Consider the following 20,123-nt stretch of genomic DNA (forward strand, 5'->3'; position numbering starts at 1 on the left):
GACGTACCTGCCGCGATCCCCGGCCAGGTGCAGCACGACGTCCGCGACTTCGTTCGGGTCGCTGCTCTGATCACGGGCGGCCGCCCGGTTCATCGCGTCGCCGAGAACGGCCAGCAGCGGCTCGGTCCCCCGGATGCTCACCGGGCCGAACCCGATCTCGTTGACCCGGTGTGTCGCGCCCCGAACTCGGTGACCCGGTAGCGCGTCGACGTCTCCGTGCTGCTTCGAGGCGCCGTAAGCAGCCCCGTTCGGTGTGACCGTGGTGGGAGCTCTGCTCGTGCACCGTGACCTCGGCTCCGCGTGCGGCGAGTCGCTCCGCGGTGGCTCCGGCGAATGTCAGGTGGTGAAGGTCTGGATGTAGGCGAGGGCGGCGTTCATCGCGGCGCGCATGGGCTGGGTGGTGCGGAGGGTCTGGCTGAGCAGGGTGCCGCCCTGCAGTGCGGTGAGCAGGGCGAGGGCGAGCTCGTCGAGATCCGCCGTCGAGTGCAGGTCGCCTCGTTCGCGCATGGCCTCGAGGCCGTCGTGGAGCAGGGCTTGCCAGCGCTGGAAGACGTTGCAGAGGTCTTCGCGGGTCTGGTCGTCGGTGGGGTTGAGCTCGCCTGCCAGGGTGGCCAGCGTGCAGTTGCCGCGGCCGTTGTTGTGCTCCTGGCTCTCGATGGCGGCATCGGCCCAGGCGCGCAGGGCGTCGAAGCTGTCGAGTGCTCCCATCAGCGGCTGGCCGGGGACGAGGGGCGCTTCGGCCTGGCGTGTGATGACAGCTCTGATCAGGGCTTGTTTGCTGTCGAAGTAGTGGTAGAGCTGCGAGCCGCTGATGCCGGCCGCTTTGCGCACGTCCTCGGTGCTGGTACCGGCCACGCCGTTCTGGGCGATGAGCGCGGTCGCTGCTTCGAGGATGCGTTCCCTGGTTGCCTGGCCTTTGCGGGTCAACGTCACGTCGCCAGCCTAGTCGAGTGGGTTGAGCAACCCAAACAACTCCGGTATAAGTTGGGTTGATCAACCCATATTGGGTGTGTCGTGTCAGGCGTGCGCCCCCAGATGGCTGCACCGGCGGTCAGAGCGCGAGCAGGAGGCTTCGCCTTTTCACCGAACGTTCCGACCGTCACGCCGAACAACGGCGTGCGCATGCCGATCCTCGGCTCGGGGCTCCTGCGGATCCCTGATGGGCAGACGGAGCAGGTCGTCGCCGCAGGGAATCGGCGCCGCGATCGCGAAGGCGCTGGCTGCCGCAGGCGCACAGGTCGTGGTTGCTGACATCAACCGCGCAGGAGCCGAACCCGGGCCATCTCCGCCGGCGTCACCACCGCAGGAGACCCACCGCCCACGCATCCCACCACTCCACCCAACACAGCCCTGGTGGGTTGTCGCCGGTGGCGCCGTTACCGGCCGATTTTTATTCTGATCGGTACGGAAGTCGATTTTCTTGACCATGCCTCAGGGGCACGGTTTCTACTCGGACGGGGGCGGGCGTCCGTCCGTCCACCAGGGAGGGAAACCGTGCGCAAAGCCTTGACCATCCTCGTCGCCGCGGTCGCGGCCGCGACGGCATTCGCACCACCGGTGCTCGCAGAACCGTCGTTGCGGTGGGGTACCTGCGACGGGCTGGACGTTCCCGGCCTGCAGTGCACTGTCGTGGACGTTCCGCTCGACCACCGGAACCCGGACGGGCCGCAGATCGAGATCGCGCTTTCCCGGCTGGCGAGCAAGAATCCCGAGCAGCGCCGGGGCGTGCTGCTGACCAATCCCGGCGGGCCGGGCGGAGCCGGGCTGGACTTCCCCGGCGGTCTCGTCGACCTCGGGTTGCCGCAGGGGGTGCTCGACACCTACGACATCATCGGGTTCGACCCGCGTGGTGTCGGCCGCAGCACGCCGGTGACCTGCGACCTGACCCCGGAGCAGCAGCTCCGCGGCAACATCCCGCCCTACGCGCACAACGCGGCCGACGTGGTGAAGCAGGCGAAGAAGGCGAAGGGCGTCGCCGAGCAGTGCGCCAAGTCCGAGACCGCGCACATGCTGCCGTTCACCTCGACCGCGGCCACCGCGCGGGACATGGACCTGATCCGCGGGAAGCTGGGCGAGGACAAGCTCTCGTTCCTCGGCTACTCGTACGGCACCCATCTCGGCGCGGTCTACACCACGTTGTTCCCCGATCGCAGTGACCGGATCGTGCTCGACAGCAGCCTGGTCCCGGCCGGGCTGGACCGCGAGGCCAGCCGCTTGTTCGGTCTCGGCATGCAGAAGCGGTTCCCGGATTTCGCCGCGTTCGCCGCCGCGCGTCCCGAGTACGGCCTCGGCATCACCCCGGAGGCGGTGACCGCGAAGTTCTACGAGCTGTCCGACCGTCTGGACCAAGCGCCGGTGCAGGGCATCGACGGCTCGACGTTCCGGTTGCTGACCTTCGGGGGGCTCTACCGCGACAGCCGGTTTCCCACCCTGGCCGCGTCGTGGCAGGCGCTCGACACGAACCAGCCGCTGCCACCCACTGCGACCGAAGCGGCGGAGCCGGACCTGGACAACGTGGTGTCTAGCCACCTCCACGTGATCTGCAACGACAACCGCTGGCCGCGGTCGATCGGCACCTACGTGCACGACACCGCCGTGGACCGGGAGCGCCACCCGCTGTTCGGCGGAGCAGGAGCCAACATCCGCCCATGCGCGTTCTGGTCGACCGAACCGGCCGAAGCGCCGGTGCGCGTCGGCGACCGGGGCCCGTCGAACGTGCTGCTGGTGCAGAACACCAACGATCCGGCCACGCCGCTGGCCGGTGCTCAGAAGATGCACCAGGCCCTCGGTGACCGGTCCCGGATGGTCACCGCCGAGCAGACTGGTCACGGCGCCTACCTGATCGGCGCGAACCAGTGCCTGAACGACGCGGTCACCACCTATCTGACCACGGGCGAGCGCCCGGCGGATGATCTCGTCTGCTCGTAGACCCCGCGGCGGCCCGTCGGCCACCAGGTCAGCGGGCCGCTTCGGGGGTTTTCTTGATGAGGGCGTGAACCTGTCGCAGGACATCCAGCGGGGCGGGGTTGCAGTACTCGACCAGGGTCTGGACCACCGCTGACTCGGCGACCGCTGTGCGCGGCGCGACGTGACGTCCAGATCGGCCAGGAACGGGTGTTCTTCCTGCCCGGCCTTCGGCGACATGGTCTACCAGCTGGGCAACCCGACCGCTTGCCGCTACCCCTCACCGGTGTTCCTACAGCGCACGACCTACCTCGCGGGTGTGGACGAGCTGGTCAGCCACCGCGAGAACCTCGCCTGCCTGTCCGAGGAGTCCTCCCGCCACCTCCTCGCGCAGCCGTCCTGGTTCCGCATCCCCGCACTGCCCGAACAGGCGCGCGCGATCATCGACACCCACTACGACTGCGACCACGCGATCGCGACCGGGCACGTCGTGGCCTGCCCCCGCCGATGAGTGCTCCCACGCCCTGCACCACATCGAGACCCGCCGCCAACCACGATGGAAAACGCTCAATCATTCTGAATCGGTGGACCGGCTCGTGCTTTCAGTTGCTTGCTGGTCTCGCCGCCAGTAGTAGTAGCTGATCACAACGCTTGCCGCCACTGTTCCAAGGATGCAGACGAGCAGCAAGGCGCTGATGATGTCGTTAGGAGGAGTTTTTGGCCAGTCGAAGACTGTCCGTGTCGCGAGTAGAACGATCGCTGGTCCTAGAGGGAAAAACCATTCCTTGCGCCCGATCGGATCACGAATCAGCCAACTGAACACAGACATCAATTGCTCCAAGTGCGTCGATCGAGCGGGGTGTGGACGAGCTCTCGTCCGCACCCCGCATCATGTCAGGCCGCTACTTCCTCGTGGTCCAAGCATCCTCGACCACGCCACCGGCGTTGTGCTTGCCGAGAATGGTGTTCGTGCAGGTCAGGCGGCGTGGGGGTTGTGCCGCTCGAGAAGTCATCGCCGGCCCCGGGCCCGGTGGATCGCCTTGGGCGGCAGGAGGTGTGCCGTGGGGCAACTTGGAGCTGTCGGGGAACTGGCTCTGTTCATCCGCGCGCTGCTCGGAATTGCCGTGGACGCGCTCTGGCGGTTGGTGGCGGTGTCCGGGGGTGTTGTGCATGATCATCGGCGTGGTCGTTGTGGTGCGCGGTTCGGCCGGGGTCGTGCTGAGCGCAAGACCGCCCCCGCACAGGGTCGATGACGCCCGGCTCTCATCGTCTGCAGCGCGGGGTCCGGTGCCGTCTCCGAGGAGGGACTTCGGTTGCTCGTCTCTTCGGCTGCCTCGCAGGCCGCAGGTGTCCAGGGGTGCCCGCTCTGCGCGCAGTGGTGTTCCTGTTCCGGGTGGTACCAGTTCTGCGCCTGTCCGGACAGCGGGTTCGCGTTGATCGTCTTCCACCGTCGTGGCAGTGGTGTTCGCATGGCCGGGGCGTGGAGGGCCAGTGGCGTGGCGAGCGCGGGTGACGGGACGGCCGCGGGCGGCGGGGACGTGCCCCCGCCGCCCGCGGTGACGTCGTGATGGTCGGGGTCAGTCGGCGAGGGTGGAGATGTCGATGACGAACCGGTAGCGCACGTCGGCGTCGAGCACGCGCTTCCAGGCCTCGTTGACCTGGTCGGCGCGGATGATCTCGACCTCGGGGACGATGCCGTGCTCGGCGCAGAAGTCGAGCATCTCCCGGGTCTCGGCGATGCTGCCGATCTTCGAGCCGGCGAAGGAACGACGGTTGTCGAAGAGGGTGAACAGTGTCACCGGAACCGGTTCGGGTGGTGCGCCGACGCTGACGATCGTGCCGTGCAGGGTCAGCAGTCGCAGGTAGGCGTCGAGGTCGATCTGCGCGCTGACGGTGTTGATGATCAGGTCGAAGGTGTTGGCGAGCTGCTCGAAGGTCGCCGGGTCGCTGGTGGCGTGGTAGTGGTCGGCGCCGAGGGCGAGGCCGTCCTCGCGCTTGCGCAGGCTCTGCGACAGCACGGTCACCTCCGCTCCCATCGCGTGGGCGAGCTTGACGGCCATGTGCCCGAGGCCGCCCAGGCCGATGACGGCGACCTTCGTGCCCGGCCCGGCGTTCCAGTGCCGCAGCGGCGAGTAGGTCGTGATGCCCGCGCACAGCAGGGGAGCGGCCTTCTCGAACGGGATGGCGTCGGGGATGTGCAGCACGAAGTGCTCGTCGACGACGATGTGGGTGGAGTATCCGCCCTGGGTGGTGCTGCCGTCGCGGTCGACGCCGTTGTAGGTGTCGGTGAACCCGTTGAGGCAGTGCTGCTCGTGACCGGCCAGGCAGTTCGCGCAGGTGCGGCACGAGTCGACCATGCAGCCCACACCGACCCGGTCGCCGACCGCGTGCGCGGTGACCTCGGAGCCGACGGCGGTGACGGTTCCGGCGATCTCGTGCCCGACGGTGAGCGGGTAGGAGATGTCGCCCCAGTCGCCGCGCACGGTGTGGATGTCGGAGTGGCAGATCCCGGCCCAGGCGATCTCGATCAGCACGTCCTTCGGGCCCGGGTCACGTCGCTCGACGACTCCGGGGACGAGCGGGCCGGTGGGTGAGGTCGCGGTGCAGGCGCGTGCGGCAGTCATCGACGTCCTTTGCTGAATCGGTTCACCAACTCCCGCCGGTCCGCTTCCGGAGCGGCGGGGACGGAGCGGTGGGGCTCCGGCGCGTCCCAGCCAACCACCTCGGACCGTCCTGCTGGGAGGCACTCTCAGGCCCTCTTGAGCGACTGCGCCGATGAGGGGCAGCAGTCCCCGTCGGGCGGGTGGCCCTGGCGGAACCTCCCACTCGACGCGGGGACGTGCCTACCGTGCACGTCAAGAGCACGAAGGACGAGGTGCGGGAGTTCCTGATCTCCCGCCGCGCGAACCACACCCCACGGCTCGACGACGTCGAGCGCGAGTTCCTGCTCGACCTGGCCCGCCGCCCACCTGCCCGACCTCGCCCACCTCGTCCGCGCCCATCGCCTCCCGGGTAACGCCTGCTCGCGGCTTGGTCTGCGCGAGCAGGCCGCCGATCACTACCACGAAGCCCTCAGTCTGTTCCGTTGACTGCGCCAGCAGCCTGTTCACGGGCGGGTCGTATCCGAAACCCTTCTGGAACCGTGCAGTTGTAAGAGGTATTACGAGAATCGCAACCTGGAGAACGACCTTGGTGGAGATCGTTCGCAGAACCGTCGCAACTGATCATGTGCGACAACCCGACCTGGGCCGTCGGTGCACCGCCTGACATACCTTCTGGCTCAATTCGCCACCCGAGCCCCGACTGTCACCCCCTGCGTCCGATCAGGAATCACTAGCCCAAGTCGGGGTCCGAGCTGACGCGCTCCGCGGGCGGCGGCGCCTCCGCACTTTTGCTGTGACGAACTGTTATCTCGCGACTACGCTCAGGATTTGCGATGTCGCTCAGTCGCACGTGAATTCACGGGGGTGGTCCATGATCTTCGGTCAGAGAAGCTCGGCACGGCGGGTTTCCCGATGGTCCCGGGTCGTGCTCGTCGTGGCGGTGGTGATCCTGGCGGGAACCAGTGGTGTTGCGGCTGCGCAAGCGGACTCGGCGCAGTATGCGTGGACACCGACCGATCACCCGAACGCCACGGTGGTGCCGGGTGGGATGCGCTCGGACCGGGAGCCGGTCCCCGCCGGGTTCAGCGACGAGGATGCGGACTTGGCGGAGACCGTGGAGGCGGCATCGCGTTCCTCCGGGCGGCGTGATCGTGCCGATGCCCAGTGTCAGGTGTACTGGCCGTCCCCCTATCCGGTATGCGGTGCGATCCGGGACAAGTACAACGAACTCGGCGGTCCGGGCAGCTTCCTGTCGTTCCCGAAATCCGACGAGCTGGCAAATCCTGACGGGGTCGGCAAGCGCACCGAGTTCGTCAACGGGCCGATCTACTGGTCCCCGCAGGGGGGCGCGCATCCGGTCGTCAACCACTTCTTCGCGGCGTGGGCCCGTAACGGCTGGGAGGCCGGACCGCTCGGCTACCCCACGTCGGATGAAATCGTGAATCCTGATGGTGTCGGCCGCCGCCAGCACTTCGAATCCGGTGACATCTACTGGAAGCTGAACGAGGCGTACGCCGTGCGCGGAGCGATCCGCGACAAGTGGGCCGAAAGCGGATGGGAGGCCGGATACCTGGGATACCCCGCATCCGAGGAGTTCGTCACGCCCGACGGGATCGGTAGAGGTGCCAGGTTCGAGCACGGGATGATCTACTGGACTGCCGCGTACGGGGCGCATCCGGTCAGTGGCGGGCTGCTGATCAAGTGGGAACTGTCCGGCTACGAGAAGGGCCCGTACGGGTACCCGATCGCCGACCAACAGTCGCGCGGATCGTCCTGGGACCAGGACTTTCAGTTCGGGACGATGGGGTTCCCGACCGATCCGGTCGCGGCTGGCGACCCCGATGGCGCGGACGCGGACCCGACCGTGGGCGACCAGGTCCCGGTGACGTGGGCGGACTTCGCCGCCGACGCCAACACCGAAGGTGCTGGCAGGCCGGTGATCCAGGACAAAACCGGCACACTGGAGCCCTGCGCCGCAGGCCAGTCCTGCATGCACGACCGTGCGGCGGCAGTTGCCAACGACGACCCATCGGACGATCCGATCATCGACGGCCCCGACACGCAGGGAACGTTCATCTCCCCTCTGTGCCTGGACCAGCCGTGGGATGGGCAGTGGCGCACGGAACGAAAGCACGCGTGCATGATCTGGAACCTGGACGTCGACGTGATCGACACCAAGGGCGTTGAAGTCGGGTCGATCCCCTTCACCGTGAAGACCGGTGTTCTCACGTCGCACAAGTCCGGCGAGTTCCAGCAGGAGTTCCGCGTTGACTTCCACGGCCTGACGGGTAAGACGGGCAAGCCGACTTTCCGGTACAAGCTGGCCTACAACAACGCGCCTGCCGGGTCGTACAGCGTCGACGGAGCCGACGACGGGGCCCTGATCAAGTCGGGCCAGTCGAAAGTCATCGTCGTGAAGTGGAAGCAACAGGCGATGGCCGACGAGGCGTTGAAGTACCCGGTCGTCAACATCGCGTGGAACTTCGGAAACTTGGACCCCGAGATCGTGCCTGGCCAGCAGTGGGGCAACATACGAGTCGCCAACGTGCGATGCGATTCCACGATGAAGCTGTCCAATGGGAAATTCCGCCAGGGGTGCGTGTACCCCGGTGTGACGCCCGAATTCAAATTGACATCGGTCACCACCGAGCAGACCTGGCACGTCGCCGAGGCGATCGCATCCGGTCTGCCTGGTTCGGCGAGCAGACCTCTTCACCGGCAGGCCGACAAACTCAAGCGGGACATAAACCGTCAGCACTCCTGCCCCCGTAGGGGCCCTGCCGCTGACGCCCGACGCCTGACCGGCCGCGACTGCGACGAATACCCGTTCGCGTCCAGCTACGAGGGTGCAGCCGCCCATCCCGACCTGGGCCGCACCGTTCACGCCAACTGCAACGTCAAGGATCTGCCGATCGTCACCGGACCTGACGGATACAGCGTCTGCATGATCGACTCGGGGCAGAACAGGCGCAGCGGTAGTTTGCTGGGCAAGTTCTACGGCGAGGAACGCGTTGTCGACCAGGACAAGTTCAGCCTGGCGACATCAGGCGGTGCGTCGCCCGGCATTCCGTAGGAACTTCCGCAAGGTCGGGTAGTCGTTGAATCGAAAGTGATCGTCTTCCGGCAGGTCGATCACTCGTGATGGAGGTCGAGGGTGCCCACCGGTTGTCGCCCGCAGAGCGTGAGGTGCTGAGCCCGGTGGCACCTGCCGACGGGACGGCCGCGAGGGCTTGGCGACCCGCGCGGGACGTCCCGGCCCTGTCGAGCCGATCGGCGCGGAGGATCGGGACACCCTGTTCGCCGCGATGGCCGACCACACCCCGGAGGAGCCGCTGATCGGCGGGCCGCTGTGGACCCGCCAAGCGGCGGTCGAACTGATCGGGCTGGTCGTCGGAGTGGACGGTCTGCTGGCCGCGCACGTTCGGCACCGCGTCCAGCAGCGTTTCCAGGCCGATGCCGCCGTCGCGGACCACCTCGTCGACCTCGAGGTCCCGCGCGAGGTCGGCGAATCGAGGAAGGTGGTCCGCGTCGGCCGCGCCGAAGAGCCGCAGACCATCGACATACCGCAGGTGCGGATCATCGCTACGTGCGGCAGCGACCGTCGCCAGCGCGTCACGGACGACGGTGAGTGTAAGCCTGCCGCCCGCCACGTCACCGGCTGTGCCGGTGGCGGTGAAGCGGGGGCCGGTGCCGAAGCTCTCGGGATCGATCGCTCCCGGCCCGGGGTCGTCTCGTGAATGCCGCGATGCAGCGGGAGATCAAGAGCAGCGGAGTGTCGGGATGGCCGTCTCTGGTGGTGTCGAGAAATCCGTGGACGGCGGGTGCGAAGCTGCGCAGACGCATCGCGTCCGTGGTGACGACGTTGATGCCGAGCTTGACGCTGAAGATGTCGGCCGGCGTTTCTCGGATCACTTGTGCCGTGCAGGGGTCGACGAGGGCGCTGCCCTCGACGCGCTCGTCGCCCGACCCCGCGGCGGCGATCCGATCGACCGGCCCCTCCACGAGGCTCCGAGATCCGTCGCGGAGGACGAGCTCGACGAGATCCCCTCCCGTGAGTTCGCGAGACGCCCGAAGTTCCCCGTTCACGACGACCTCGACGATGCCGCGCGCTCGAGGCGGGCCGCGGTAGGCGACTCGGGTCGAACGGACGTCGAGCGTCACCGCCGCGGTCGTGGTGTTGACGACAGCACGCACGCCGGACGGCTGCGCCTCCATCAGCAACAGTTGTGGATATGCGTCTCGTTCGCGCACCGATCGCGGGAACCGGTGGGGCAGCACGCCCCGAGCGCTCCGCTCGACCTCCTCCGCACCGTGGAGGAACTACCTCGTCAGCGGCGTCGTGATCAGGATCGTTCCCCCGTGGCGGAGCGAGCGCCGATGCCGTGTTGCAGCACGGCGGCGGCGGCGGTCCTGAGCGTGTGCGCTTCGAAGCCGATGCGAGAGTGCGCGCCGGGAAGGGCGCGTTCGAGCGACAACCCGTTCACGACCGTGAGGAGGAACCGAGCGTGCTGCTCGAGGTCGCCGGGCGCCAGTACGCCCTCGTCGCGCAGTACGACGAGCCATCGTTCGACCTGGTCGACGGAGAGGCGCTCCAGCGCGGAGAACACGTGCACCGCATCCTCGGGCACGGTTGACGCCACGTACGCCTCGTGAAGAGCGGTCCAGTTCTGGCGTGCCTTCTCGCCCGTTCCTGCACCCGAGAGCAGTAGTTGCAGGCATGCTTCGAGCCGCTCGGCCGGGCTGCGCGAGGTGTCCCTCATCGGATCCTCGGGAAGGTCGAGCGTCTGGAGTCCTTCGACGACCGCGTCGATCAGTTCTCGCTGCGTGGGGAAGAAGTGTCGAAGTGATCCTGTACTGACCCCCGCTCGCGCTGCGACTGCCCGCACGCTCAACCTGGCCGTCGGATCCTCGCCGAGCATGGTCGCCGCGGCGATCAGGATCTTGTCTCGCGTGCTGTGTGGCATCGGTCCGTTCGCTTCATCCGGCGGTAGCTCCGACGTTACTAGCACAGAGTGCTAGAGTGCGAAGAAACTAGTACAGTGTGATAGTCGAAGAGTCGGATAGCGGAGGCGTGGACACGCCCGGAGTGGCTCGCGTCATCGCGACGGGCTCGAGACGGTCACACGTCAAGACGACGAGGAGCAGACGATGACGGTCGCCGACCGCGACCCCTGGCTCTTACGAGGTGACCACCCCGAGTGGACGCCCGCGACGCCGACGGGCCTCGAGTACCACCGGGTCTACGCGACCGAGAAACGAGGCATCCTGCGCGGAATTGTCGCGATCGTGCTGCTGGTGGCCGGGTTCGTCGGGTTCGCGATCCTGTTCCACCGTCTCTCGGAGGTCGTCGACGCCGCTCTGTTCGCACGTTCCGGGCCCTCGACGCCGCTGCGTCAGGCCGCGGGTGCGCTGGGGCTGGCTGCGTTGATCCCGTACAGCATGCTGGTGCAGCGTGTCCTCTACGGCGTGCCCGCGAGGTCGCTGCACTCGGTGGCGGGACGGTTCCGGTTCGGCGTCCTCGCCCGCGCGCTGCTGGTGTTCGGCCCGCCCCTGCTGGTCGTGATCGCGGTCGGGTCGCTGGGCGCCGACGACCCTGCTCCGTGGACGACCGCTGATCTGGTCTGGTTCTTCGTCATCGGAATGCTGCTGACACCTCTCGGCGCAGCGGGGGAGGAGTACGGGTTCCGGGGCCTGATGTTTCGTGTGCTCGGGGGCTGGACCCGCGGGGCCCGGTCCGGCGCGGTCCTCGGCATCGTCGTGACGACCGTGCTGTTCTCACTCGCCCACGGAACGCTCGACCCGTTCCTGTTCGCCTCCTACCTCGTGCTGTTCTCGTCGATGGCGGTCGTCACCTGGCGCACGGGCGGACTGGAGGTCGCGGTCGTCCTGCACGGCGTCTACAACGTGTCGTTCCTCGTGCTCGCCACGACCCTGCACGTCGACGTGGGCGCCGAACTCGCGGCCCGGTCGGAGGCGGTCGGTTCGTGGGCGAACCTCGTCCCCAGCGCGACGCTGGTCGTCATCACCGCCATCGTCTGGTGGACGACCCGCAGGACCGGCCCCGCCCGCACACCGGGGAACGGGGGGGCGACACGCGGTACGCGCGCCGGCGGACCGGAGGTCGGCGCGCTCGTCGGCACGACGTCGGACGAGCGGTGACGCCCCGCCGGAATCGGCGGCAGCGAGCCACGCGACACATCGCGGCCGACCGCCAGGGGAGTCAGGAGGCATGAGCGCGAGCTGGAACGAACGCCGGCTGGCCAAGCGCGCGAAGCCGGGCGACGGGCGGGCGCTCAAGCCCTTCCGCTGGTGGCAGATGGTGCGGCGCTCGGTGTTGTCGATCACCCTCCCGGTCCACGGGCGTCCGGTCGTGCACACGGTCGAGGTCGAGCACGGCGGGGACGCCGAGTCGGGTGTGGTGAGGGCCGGGCTCTACCTCGACGGCCGCCTCCGGCTGGAGTCGAAGCTGCCGGCGCGCTTTCCGGTCGCGGGCGGTCACATCGAGGTCCACAGGAGCGAGGCGGGCATGCGCCGCTGCCACTTCGTCGGCGACGACGGCACGGTGCAGCGTCTCGTGCCCGACCCGCGATCCGCCGAGGGACGACGCATGCGCTTTGCGCGCGAGCATCCCGCCGCGAGCGGGCTCATCGGCGCCGTCTCGATCCTGATGCTGCTCATCGGCGTCGGATCGAACCTGCTGCAGATTGCAGAACCGATCTCCCAGATCCCGGCGATCGCCGCCACGCTGGGCACGTTCGAGTCGCAGGTGAGGCTGCCGCCGTGGCTCAACCTGACACTCGGTGTCGGCGCCGCGATCGGCGCCGTCGAGCGCGCGATGCGCATGCGCTACCACTGGCTCCTCGACAGCGGCGCCGGTACCTAGTTGTTGTGGGTCGTGACGTTGGTGACGGGCGGTAGGAGCTGAGACGAGGGGACGGGTCTTTCAGCGGTGGGACGGAAGTGCGACCGACACATCCGTCGAGCAGAAAGACCCGTCCGTGTTCCACAGCAACGCCCCGCTGTCCGTCGACACCCGCTACGGCTGCGACCACGCCATCGCGGCAGGCCCCGTCCTGGCCTGCCCCCGCCGATGAGCGCTCCCACGCCCCGGATCGTCGTCCGCCGGTGTGGTCGAGTGCGGCTTGCGCGGCGGGCACCGCGAGCAGCTGTTGTCGAGCTGTTGGGTGTTGGGTGAGTCGACGTACGAGGAGACCACGACCGATCGCCGTGACTGGCACACGCTCCCCGACGCCGTGACGCGCGCTGTGAAGCGCGAAATCGGAGCTGTGCTGACTCGGCGTGGGTGCACCGCAACGAGGTCGCGGTGAGTGCGTTCCTGCCCGAACGGCTCGCCCGCGCCTGCTGGGGGACATCGAGCCCGGTGGTTGGCCGCTGCTCGGATTCGAGCACGTCTCCGGGCAGCACGCCGACCTGTCACCCGGCTCGTCCGACCTGCCGCTGATCGCGGACGCCGTGCGGGCGATCAGCCGCGCCGCGGCGTCGCCGCGTCCGTTGATCCGGCTCACCGCGTCGGGGCACGACCCCGACGCCGCGGAGAAGTGGGCCCACGACCTCGACGGATTCGCCGCCGCGCCACTCGAGGAGATCACGGCCTTCGCCGCATCGGTGCTGCGCGTGTGGGAGCGCGGGTTCGCGCACACACCCGCCACCAGCGCGACGCGCCGCTGGGCCCGGTGCAGAGTGGCCCGGACGTCCCTCTGAACGAGCCGCTCACGCGAGCAGCGACGACGCGCACGGACGATGCCGCCAACGCTCCCCGCACAGCACGCCCCGCACCCTCCGCCCCTGAGCCTGCCAGCTCCAGTGGCACGTCCTCGATGGCGCCGTGCAGGACGGTGTCGGCGTCGTCGACCAGCACACCGATCCGTTGACGCTCGTCGAGGATGGCGGCGACCGCCCGGCCCGCTCCCGTCGTCACGGTGTGGCGTCGACGTGGAAGGGGAGCCGGTCGGGTGGGGGCGCCCGCCGCATCCTCGTCGCACCGGAAGGGGCATCCGGGTGGCGTGTCGGTACCGCATCCGCGGCCGGGTGGGCATGCTGGTCGGCGCATCACGGACCACGGATGCCGAGGGGGCGGAGATGGGAACGTTGCTGACCGCGCTGGAGGACCACGCGGACGTCGAGTGGAACGTGTTCGGTCTGATCGACGACGACCGGGTGGAGCCGGGCGAGCGGGGCTGGGGCGCGCTGGGCTCGCCGACGACGATGCTGACCGGCAGGAACGGCGCGATCTTCCGCAGCGGCGGCGCGATGCACCGGGCGGCGGTGCGGCTGGAGTCCTGGGACGGGCCGCCGGAGCCGCCCGGGGGAGCGTGGGACGCGGTGTGGGAGGACGAGCTCACCGTGACCTCGGGAGTGCTGCGACTGGCCGCGGTGACGGCGGGGGTGTCCGAGCAGACCCTGCGGATCGGCGCTCCCGGCGCGTACGCGGTGCGCGTGTGCTGTCGCGGTCGGCAGGCGGCCCTGCAGGCGGGGGCCATGCCCTACACCGGTGAGGTCGTCGAGCGCTGGGTGATGCAGTTCTGGCCCCGGACGGGAGCGGGACGGGCGGGATGACCGCCCGTCCCGCTCCCGTCGTCACGGTGTGGCGTCGACGTGGAAGGCGTCGCTGTCGAGGATCCGGTCGTAGGAGTACCAGGCGCCCAGCCACCGGCCGGCGGCCTCGTTGTCGGGGCCGGGGATGCGGGCCACCGAGAACCGCCCGTCACCGCGGGCTGCGCCCTGGTGGGTGGCGTTGAACGGGTACTCGTCGCACTGGTACTTGCCATCTTCGGTGTAGCCGGCGCCCCATTCGGCGACGCACGCCTTCACCGCCTCCGTCCGGTTCTGGTTGAAGTTGTTGAAGTACCACCGGGTGAGGGCTTCGCCGTCCACCGCGCCGGGAATGGTCTTGCCGTCGATGCGCGGAACGGTGAGCTGCGGCGATTGCATCGCGAGTCGGTAGTGCGCCGCCGACTCCGTCATCGCCGCGAATTCCGGGCGGCTCACCGGGAAGTGGATGACGGCCTTGACCCGACTGAAGATGGCGCCGTTGTTGCCGTTGAAGTTCAGGTAGTTGACGGTGTCGTACCGGACCTTCTGCGGCGGGCTGTCCTGCGTCTGGGGCCTGGAGCCGGGCAGCCCGACCACCCTGGCGGTGGCACGCGACCAGAAGTCCATGTAGCCGAGGCGGTTGGGGTTCTCCGGCGTCAACGCGGGGGCTGCGGAGGTGAATCGCGTGGTGTAGGTGGGCACTCGTTCCCACTGCCCCAACGACTTCTCCACCTCCGCGGGGTTCTGCGGGTCCTCGGTGCACTCGTCGCCGTTGACCAGCGCCAAGCACTCCAGATCCAGTTTGAGGAAGGTCGCCTCCTTGAGCGCCTGGTTGTTGGACACGATCTCGTCCACGAACGTCACGAACCGCACGGCCCGGTCACGCTCGGACCCGAACCCCAGGATCGTGACGCGAAAGGTCGACTTCACGACGAAGCAGGCCGATCCGATGCAGACCCGGTCGCCCTTCTCACCTCGCATGATGCGGCAGAACGCGTAGTGGTTCTTGATCCAGCCGTCGGCCGAACCGGCCTCGGCCGCGTGCTCCTGGCACTCGAAAGCACTGGTGATGTAGTCGTACTCGAACGGTGGCGCGGACCAGTCCTGCGCGGTGACCTCCGGCGCGGAGTAGTGCGACCGGTAGGTCGCCGTCGCGTCGCGGTCCTCCTGCCGCAACTGCTCCAGACCGGGCCGCGGCCCGCTGCGGGCACCCGTGTCGTCGCTCGCCCCGACCTCGTTCGCCGGGAAGAACCGCAACTCCGAGGACACCACCGTGCCCTTGGACAACAGGTCCGGTGGAATCGCATCGGGATCCGCCGACGCGGGCGCAATCCCGCCCGCGATCATTCCCAACGCGGCCAGTGTCGTAACCAGAACGCGCATCCGGCCACGCCTCGACCATGTGATATGTGTTGTCATCGCTCGCCTTCGTCGTTGTGGACACAACAGCCCGAGAGGCCGCGAACAGAAAATCCCCCTAGCGCACGAAAGCGCTGAAAAACACAGGACCCCCGCCCCGGTGTGTGCCTCCCCAGCACCTTTGTGAAGCTACCAGCGCACGACAAACCGAACAACACCTCGGAAATATTCCAAACCGAGCCGCATGAACGGTCGAGGTTCGGGCGGATGTTGTCGTCGATCGAATACCGGATGACGCAGCGGCGCCCCGAATCATCGTCCATCAAGTCCAAGCGGTGGTTGGTGGTCGTAGGCGGTCAGTGATCGTTTGACGGGTTGGTCGGTGTGGTTGTTGTGCCAGATGGCGGCGGTCAGGGCGAGGACGCGGTGCAGGACGCGGATGATCACGCCGGGTGTGGTGCGTCCGCCGTGTCGTTCCAGGTCGAGGTGGGCCTTGAAGGTCTGGTTGATCGACTTGATGATCTGGCGCAGCAGCTCGAACAGCCGCGCCCCGGGCTGCGGGGCTTCGCCTTTGCGGGCCGGGGGCAGCAGCACGATCCCGGCCTCGGCCAGGGTGTGCTCGAACTCGCGGCCGCAGTAGTTGCGGTCGGCGATCAGGGTCTGGCCGGGCCGCTGCGCGACCAGGTCGAGGTCGACGGCCGAGAGGCCGAGCAGGGTGGTGCGCTCGTCGGCCTCGGTGCCGGTCAGAGCGAAGGTGATCGGCAGGCCGCCGGGGGTGCACAGCAGGTGCGGTCGCGGTCCCCAGAAGAAGCGGGAGTGCCAGGCGCAGTAGCCGTACTGCGCCCGTCCGGCCAGGTCCGAGCGCTTGGCGGTCCACCGGGAGCGGCCGCACTCCACCGGGGTGGAGTTGACCAGCCACACGTCGTCGGTCCACAGCGTGGTGTCCACCGCCAGCAGCCGGATCACCGCTTTGACCAGGCCGGTGGCGTGGCGCAGCCGCTTGTTGCAGCCGGACTGGCCGGGAAGGTGGCGAAACAGGTGGCGCAGGTGGGTGCGAGCGTGGCGCAGGCACCAGGCCTCGCCGGTGAACCAGTGCAGGGCCTGCATCACCGCCAGGGTGACCGGCTCCGCATCGGTCAACCTCGGCTTATACCGACCTTCGACCGCCAGGGGGCCAGGTGCGGCGCGTCCTTCAGCAGGTCGTCGGTTCTGACGTGGAGTGCGGTCGCGAGGGTGTCGATGTCGGTCGTCACAACCCGTACGTCGACACCCTCGCTTCGCGTCTGCAGGTGTCCCCCTTGGACCTACTCGTCTGGACGAGGACTGTCCGGTGATCGAGGCACGCGCCAAGGCCGAGGGTGCGGCGATCGCGTGGGTCGACCAGTGCGGGCTGCGCTCCGACGCCGCACCGCCAGGCCGCTCGTGGGCGCCGAGGGGCAGGACTCCGATCGTGCGGGTGACCGGCAAACGCCTGAGGGTCAACGTCATGTCCGCGGTCGCCTCGTGCGGCGCGCTGTGGTTCGTCGTGTTCACCGAACGCTTCACGGCGCTGGGATGCCGTTTGTGCTCGGGCCGGACGGTTCCTACGACGTGCACCTGAACCGGTTCGTCGGAGAGCTCGACTGCTGGGCCGCGAGGTCTGACCACACCAGGCAGGCCTACGCCCGTGACCTGATGCTGTTCGGTCGTTCTTGTGTCAGCACCGCGGCGGCCGGTCGCTGTGGCACGCCGACCAGGGCGATCTTCGCGTGTACAAGCGGGCGCGGCGCCGGGGTCGTCGGAGTGCGCGATCGGCCGCTCGGTCGCCGAGGCCGTGCGCAGCGCCTCGACCGGACGTGGAACGGACTCGTGCACCAGCACGCTGCGATCCGTACCCGCGACCTGCAACGAACGATGCGCTGAGTGCGCTGCCGCCACGACCGCGAAACCGACTCCGGCCTGGTGCGCTCGGCGATGGGCTCACCGTGCCTCGACAGCCCTGTCGAAGCGCGCAAGCCCACCGCCGGGTGGACCACGATCCCGATCGGGCGTTGTTGAGCTGCTCCTGGAGCGCGGTGCGCGCCTGACCGGCATTGGTGGTGTCGATGTCGCCGTTGAGCGCCGTGACCACCACGCCGTCGTGATCGACGGTCTCGGTGGTGAGATCTGGAACACCGTCACGTCGTACCCACGTCATCGTGCGCCGCCGGGCCGGGTGTTGCCTGGCTGTACGCCAGTTCGCGCTGTTCCCGATGGGCGGGTGAGTGGCGGCGTCGCAGTCGTGGGAGCCGACCCGGACGACTACGTGAGATCGAAGGGGGCGGGGTAGTGGCCTTCCCAGATCTGGCGGGATGCCTGTTCGGGGTAGGGCAGAGTCTTCGACTCGGTGTCCAGGACGCGGGTGAGGTGCTCGCCGGGCCGGTGAGCGGACCAGCCCGCGTCGCCGGTGCTGACGAAGCGGACCCACGCCTCCTTGAGTTCGCGGGAGAGCGCCACGGCCTCGGGGGTGGGCTCTTCGCCGATGAGCTGGGTGCCGACGGGGCTGTCCAGCGTGCCGAACGCCAAGGGCACGTCGAGGCTGTGGCAGGCGCCCAGGATGCCGCCGAGGGCCGGGGCGACCCAGCACAGTTCGAACAGGTAGGAGGTGCCGCCGACTGCGGCGTTCGCCTCGGCCAGCTTCTGCGACGGCATGCGGAAGAGGGCGTCGGAGTACACCGTCTCCACCAGCTCCTCCGGGTCTGCCTGCGGGAACGCGGCACGGTAGGCCCGCGCGCCGTCCGGCTGCGGGGCGTGCAGTTCCAGGGCTGCGTGGGCGTCCTCCTCGGTGAAGGTGCCGTACCGGCCGCTCATGACGCTGAAGTACCGGAATTCGTCCCTGGTGTGGCCGACGAGCAGTTCGGTCCCGCTTGCGCGCGCGCCGGTCAGCGCGGGCCAAGGCGTTTCCGGGAGGACCTCGCCGTCGACGACGGGGCACAGCGCGGTGCCGGTCTCCGTGAGGCGTCCCCAGCTCTCCCGGTGCGCGTGGAGGCCGGCGTTGAAGGAGGTGAGCTCGGCGGCCAGGTGCCACGGGTCGATGTCGCGCAGGGCCTCGGCGGTGGGGGCCGCTGCGCCGAGCCGGTCCGCGAACGCGGCGGTGACCTGCCGTGCCAGCGCGGGGGTGCTGTGCAGCCCCGGCACCGAATGGGCGATGGCCCGCCGGAACAGGCCGCGCGCGGACTTCATCGTCAGCAGGGCGGCGACCGAGCCCGCCCCGGCGGACACCCCGCCCACGGTGACCCGGCCGGGGTCGCCTCCGAAGGCGGCGATGTTGCGCTGCACCCACTCCAGCGCCGCGATCTGGTCGAGGAATCCGCGGTTGGGCGGCACGTCGTCGAGGAACGCGAATCCCTCCGCGCCCACGCGGCAGTTGATGGTCACCACGACGACTCCCGCCTCGGCCAGCGCTGCCGGGTCGTACATCGGGTCGCTCGACGCCGCCGAGAGGTAGCCCCCCACGGGGATCCAGACCAGCACCGGCAGTCCCGCCGCGCCGGGATCCGGGGTGCCGACGTTGAGCGTCAGCCAGTCGGTGCCCTGCGGGGGCACGTCGATCGGCAGGGACAACGGCGCCACGGGGCCGAACTCGACCGCCTGTCTCGTCCCCTCCCAGCGGTGCGGCGGCGCGGGCGCGGCGAAGCGGAGCGCTCCGGTCGGGGGCTGGGCGTAGGGGATGCCGCGGAACACCGCGTGCCCCTGCCGCCGGCGCCCCTGCACCACGCCTTGCGTGGTTCGTACCTTTGGCTGTTCGGACATGACGATTCCTTCCCTGGAGTGGACCCAGGGTTGTAGGTCAGGTGTATTATGTCAATCGTATTGGAACAGTCCCGGGTGCTGGGGAGGGGCCGGCGATGCCGAAGCAGGTGGATCACCGCGGACGCCGCGAAGCGATCGCCCGCGCACTGTGGCGGGTGGTGGAGCAGCGCGGCGTCACGCAGCTGACGATGCGCGTGGTGGCGCAGGAAGCGGGCATGTCACTCGGGCAGTTGCAGCACTACTTCGCCTCCCGGACCGCCATGCTCTCCTTCGCCATGGATTTCGCGTCCGAGCAGACCTCGGCGCGCGTGCACCGGGGGCTCGAAAAGCTCGGTGACCGTCCGCACCCCCGTGACGTGCTGCGACTGACGCTCGCGGAAATGCTTCCCCTGCATGCCGACGCCCGCGCGACCAGCCGGATGAGCGCCGCCTACGTCCTGGAGGCGCTGCACGACGAGGCCGTGCACGAGCAGGCGCGCCGCGGCCTCGTCCAAGGGCGGACCCACGTCGAGCAGCTGGTTCGCCAGGCGATCGCCGACGGGCACATCGACTCCGGCCGCGACCCGGCCACCGAGACCAACCTGCTCCTCGCCCTCACCGGCTTCACCTCCCTGATCGAACTCGACGTGATCGAGCCCCGGGACGCGCTCGCCGCGATCGACGTGCATCTGGACCGGCTGTTCGGGAGTACGTGACCTGTCCCCGGACGCGGGGCGGGTGGGGACAAGCTCAGCACTGTGCTGTTCGGGGTTCGGATCTGGGGGAGGCCCGGTGGTGTGCTGGTTGGGCTGGCAGAACACGGATGTGGCGCGTTGTGGTCTGACCGATGCCGAGTGGGCCTTGATCGAGCCGCACGTGCCGGTGGCGGCCACCGGGCCGTTGCCGCGTCGGGTGCGGGATCAGTTCAACGGGATCCTGTGACGGTTTCGCACC

General features: G+C 68.8%; 18 protein-coding genes and 1 pseudogene. 11 read left to right on the forward strand and 8 right to left on the reverse strand.

Features of this window, described 5'->3' with window-relative positions; genetic code table 11:
* Window positions 1-336: 336 nt before the first annotated feature.
* Window positions 337-933: a TetR/AcrR family transcriptional regulator gene (locus tag IMZ35_RS24560; protein WP_199443552.1), complete on the reverse strand. Its 597-nt coding sequence runs from the start codon at window positions 931-933 to the stop codon at window positions 337-339.
* 561 nt (window positions 934-1,494) lie between these two features.
* Between IMZ35_RS24560 and IMZ35_RS24565 the strand changes: the two genes are divergently transcribed.
* Entirely contained in the window at window positions 1,495-2,928 is a 1,434-nt protein-coding gene (locus IMZ35_RS24565) for an alpha/beta hydrolase (RefSeq protein WP_438816894.1), read from the forward strand.
* Between the two features lie 160 nt (window positions 2,929-3,088).
* Window positions 3,089-3,415: a hypothetical protein gene (locus IMZ35_RS24570; protein WP_199443553.1), complete on the forward strand. Its 327-nt coding sequence runs from the start codon at window positions 3,089-3,091 to the stop codon at window positions 3,413-3,415.
* A gap of 60 nt (window positions 3,416-3,475) precedes the next feature.
* Here the strand turns inward: IMZ35_RS24570 and IMZ35_RS24575 are convergent, their stop codons facing one another.
* The gene (locus IMZ35_RS24575; RefSeq protein ID WP_199443554.1) at window positions 3,476-3,733 is read right to left on the reverse strand and encodes a hypothetical protein; all 258 of its coding nucleotides are present in this window, start codon (window positions 3,731-3,733) and stop codon (window positions 3,476-3,478) included.
* A 748-nt stretch (window positions 3,734-4,481) separates the two neighbouring features.
* A complete protein-coding gene (locus tag IMZ35_RS24580) occupies window positions 4,482-5,528 on the reverse strand; it encodes an NAD(P)-dependent alcohol dehydrogenase (RefSeq protein WP_199443555.1) in 1,047 nt (348 codons plus the stop codon).
* A 904-nt stretch (window positions 5,529-6,432) separates the two neighbouring features.
* On the opposite strand from IMZ35_RS24580, the gene IMZ35_RS24585 reads away from it, so the two are divergent.
* The gene (locus IMZ35_RS24585; protein WP_199443556.1) at window positions 6,433-8,580 is read left to right on the forward strand and encodes a NucA/NucB deoxyribonuclease domain-containing protein; all 2,148 of its coding nucleotides are present in this window, start codon (window positions 6,433-6,435) and stop codon (window positions 8,578-8,580) included.
* Window positions 8,581-8,812: 232 nt separating this feature from the next.
* Window positions 8,813-9,244 carry a hypothetical protein gene (locus IMZ35_RS24590; protein WP_199443557.1) on the forward strand — a complete coding sequence of 144 codons (432 nt, stop codon included), beginning with the start codon at window positions 8,813-8,815 and terminating at the stop codon, window positions 9,242-9,244.
* On the opposite strand, the gene IMZ35_RS24595 is transcribed toward IMZ35_RS24590, so the two are convergent.
* Entirely contained in the window at window positions 9,159-9,728 is a 570-nt protein-coding gene (locus IMZ35_RS24595) for an SGNH/GDSL hydrolase family protein (protein WP_199443558.1), read from the reverse strand. The genes IMZ35_RS24590 and IMZ35_RS24595 overlap by 86 nt on opposite strands.
* 122 nt (window positions 9,729-9,850) lie before the next feature.
* On the reverse strand, window positions 9,851-10,471 hold the full coding sequence (locus tag IMZ35_RS24600) for a TetR/AcrR family transcriptional regulator (protein WP_199443559.1): 621 nt from the start codon (window positions 10,469-10,471) through the stop codon (window positions 9,851-9,853).
* A gap of 184 nt (window positions 10,472-10,655) precedes the next feature.
* Here IMZ35_RS24600 and IMZ35_RS24605 point away from each other — a divergent pair, with 184 nt between their 5' ends.
* The 4 genes from IMZ35_RS24605 to IMZ35_RS24620 all read left to right on the forward strand — a co-directional run bounded on the left by IMZ35_RS24605 (window position 10,656) and on the right by IMZ35_RS24620 (window position 14,084).
* Window positions 10,656-11,666 carry a CPBP family intramembrane glutamic endopeptidase gene (locus tag IMZ35_RS24605; RefSeq protein WP_199443560.1) on the forward strand — a complete coding sequence of 337 codons (1,011 nt, stop codon included), beginning with the start codon at window positions 10,656-10,658 and terminating at the stop codon, window positions 11,664-11,666.
* 70 nt (window positions 11,667-11,736) lie between these two features.
* On the forward strand, window positions 11,737-12,390 hold the full coding sequence (locus tag IMZ35_RS24610) for a hypothetical protein (RefSeq protein WP_199443561.1): 654 nt from the start codon (window positions 11,737-11,739) through the stop codon (window positions 12,388-12,390).
* A 416-nt stretch (window positions 12,391-12,806) separates the two neighbouring features.
* Window positions 12,807-13,229 carry a hypothetical protein gene (locus IMZ35_RS24615; RefSeq protein WP_199443562.1) on the forward strand — a complete coding sequence of 141 codons (423 nt, stop codon included), beginning with the start codon at window positions 12,807-12,809 and terminating at the stop codon, window positions 13,227-13,229.
* A gap of 378 nt (window positions 13,230-13,607) precedes the next feature.
* The gene (locus tag IMZ35_RS24620; RefSeq protein WP_199443563.1) at window positions 13,608-14,084 is read left to right on the forward strand and encodes a hypothetical protein; all 477 of its coding nucleotides are present in this window, start codon (window positions 13,608-13,610) and stop codon (window positions 14,082-14,084) included.
* 21 nt (window positions 14,085-14,105) lie between these two features.
* Here the strand turns inward: IMZ35_RS24620 and IMZ35_RS24625 are convergent, their stop codons facing one another.
* Window positions 14,106-15,347 (reverse strand): NucA/NucB deoxyribonuclease domain-containing protein, encoded by a 1,242-nt coding sequence (locus IMZ35_RS24625; protein ID WP_199443564.1) that lies wholly within the window; start codon window positions 15,345-15,347, stop codon window positions 14,106-14,108.
* Between the two features lie 384 nt (window positions 15,348-15,731).
* A pseudogene (locus IMZ35_RS24630) lies at window positions 15,732-16,672 on the reverse strand (transposase family protein).
* Between the two features lie 77 nt (window positions 16,673-16,749).
* Here IMZ35_RS24630 and IMZ35_RS24635 point away from each other — a divergent pair.
* Complete coding sequence (locus IMZ35_RS24635; RefSeq protein ID WP_199443565.1) at window positions 16,750-17,019, forward strand: transposase; 270 nt, start codon at window positions 16,750-16,752, stop codon at window positions 17,017-17,019.
* A 680-nt stretch (window positions 17,020-17,699) separates the two neighbouring features.
* On the opposite strand, the gene IMZ35_RS24640 is transcribed toward IMZ35_RS24635, so the two are convergent.
* On the reverse strand, window positions 17,700-19,190 hold the full coding sequence (locus tag IMZ35_RS24640) for a carboxylesterase/lipase family protein (RefSeq protein ID WP_199443566.1): 1,491 nt from the start codon (window positions 19,188-19,190) through the stop codon (window positions 17,700-17,702).
* 95 nt (window positions 19,191-19,285) lie between these two features.
* Here IMZ35_RS24640 and IMZ35_RS24645 point away from each other — a divergent pair, with 95 nt between their 5' ends.
* Both IMZ35_RS24645 and IMZ35_RS24650 read left to right on the forward strand, forming a co-directional pair.
* The gene (locus IMZ35_RS24645) at window positions 19,286-19,885 is read left to right on the forward strand and encodes a TetR/AcrR family transcriptional regulator (RefSeq protein WP_199443567.1); all 600 of its coding nucleotides are present in this window, start codon (window positions 19,286-19,288) and stop codon (window positions 19,883-19,885) included.
* A gap of 88 nt (window positions 19,886-19,973) precedes the next feature.
* Entirely contained in the window at window positions 19,974-20,111 is a 138-nt protein-coding gene (locus tag IMZ35_RS24650; protein ID WP_199443568.1) for a hypothetical protein, read from the forward strand.
* Window positions 20,112-20,123: the final 12 nt, after the last annotated feature.

Source organism: Umezawaea beigongshangensis (genome assembly GCF_016464305.1).
Classification (GTDB): Bacteria; Actinomycetota; Actinomycetes; order Mycobacteriales; family Pseudonocardiaceae; genus Umezawaea_A; species Umezawaea_A beigongshangensis.